This window comes from uncultured Maribacter sp. (assembly GCF_947496775.1).
Classification (GTDB): Bacteria; Bacteroidota; Bacteroidia; order Flavobacteriales; family Flavobacteriaceae; genus Maribacter_B.
This window is the reverse complement of record NZ_CANMDU010000039.1, coordinates 1-1214: the sequence shown is the minus strand read 5'-3', so window position 1 is coordinate 1214 and position 1214 is coordinate 1. Positions and strand designations below refer to the sequence as shown.

Annotated in this window: 2 pseudogenes; both read right to left on the bottom strand. The window is 32.4% G+C overall.

Annotated elements, in window-relative coordinates:
• Nucleotides 1–290: pseudogene (locus Q0856_RS17965) on the bottom strand (IS3 family transposase); the annotation flags it as partial.
• Between the two features lie 201 nt (nt 291–491).
• Nucleotides 492–1214 (bottom strand): annotated as a pseudogene (locus tag Q0856_RS17960) (hypothetical protein); the annotation flags it as partial.

Sequence of the window (1214 nt, the reverse complement as noted above, 5' to 3'; positions counted from 1 at the left end):
TGTTTCCTTAACCAATGTTTCGAATTCGTGGTTTTTGTATAGTTTTTCCTTGGTTTTATCAGCATGGATTCGGCTTTCAAATAATCAAACAGAGCATCTCTACCTATTTTAATTCCTTGTTTATCAAAATCATCTTTAAGGAGATAATATAATTTTCGTGTACCTAGTCTAGGCATTTCTTGACGCATCTGTAAAACTAATGACTTAACCTGAGTCAATTCAATAGTTCTTTTTATTTTACGTTTTTCCGCTTGATAAATAGCTTGTCTACTTATCCCAAACAATCTACAACGGTTGAGCTATGAACAGTACGGGAGCAAACTAGCGTTCTCTTTCCGCAATGCACATAGCGAAATCTTTTTGTTTTGATTTATTTTTTCCTGTCCAGAGCAAAATCCAAAAGATTTTGCGGACTTCATAAAAATACACAACCCTTTTGATTAAGCCCGAAGCCCGTATTGTTTATAGGTTTTGTTGTACATAGTGTTTTTTTAGGATTCCCATTGATTTATTGAAGTCAAAATTCCCCACACTCCATTAACTTTCTCGAAAATCACAATTCTCCCATTTCCGCACAACCCTCCGCAACGAATTCCGAAATATACAGAAGCCAAATTCCCATTATATTTAACTTCAGAGAATTCAATTACCTTATGAGTTCCGTATTTTTTTATAATCCGTTTCCATGGATTTTTTCTTTTGAATTTTCTGCCAAAAAACGAATAGTATTTTTTCGAAGTTATTGATTGAATATTAAGTTTATCAGTCGATAATAGATTGGAATTAATTTTCGGACTTAAACCAAAGTCAGATGTCAATCCATAAATAGACTTTCTGAATTTCGATTCATTGATAATTCGTTTTATGAAAAGCGTATCGTTCCCCGTATTAATTGAAATAAAATTTATGTCTGAATTAGAGATTGAATCGGATTTTGAGTCAAAAACCTCGTATAAATTGTCAAATCTGTTTTCAAATTGTTCTATCAATAAAACTGAGTCAATACTGCTTTTTGTTCCGAGTTCTAATTGGTCCGATATAATCAGAGAATACAATTCATAATCTACTTTTTCAACCTGTGAAAAGGTCGATTGAGCAGTTAGAAACATTATCAAAAGTACTTTTTTCAACATTATGTACAACAACGAGATAGACTTACTCCTTGTTGTCCGATTCCTTGGATTGATTGGGTAAATACTTTTTTCTGATAGAAG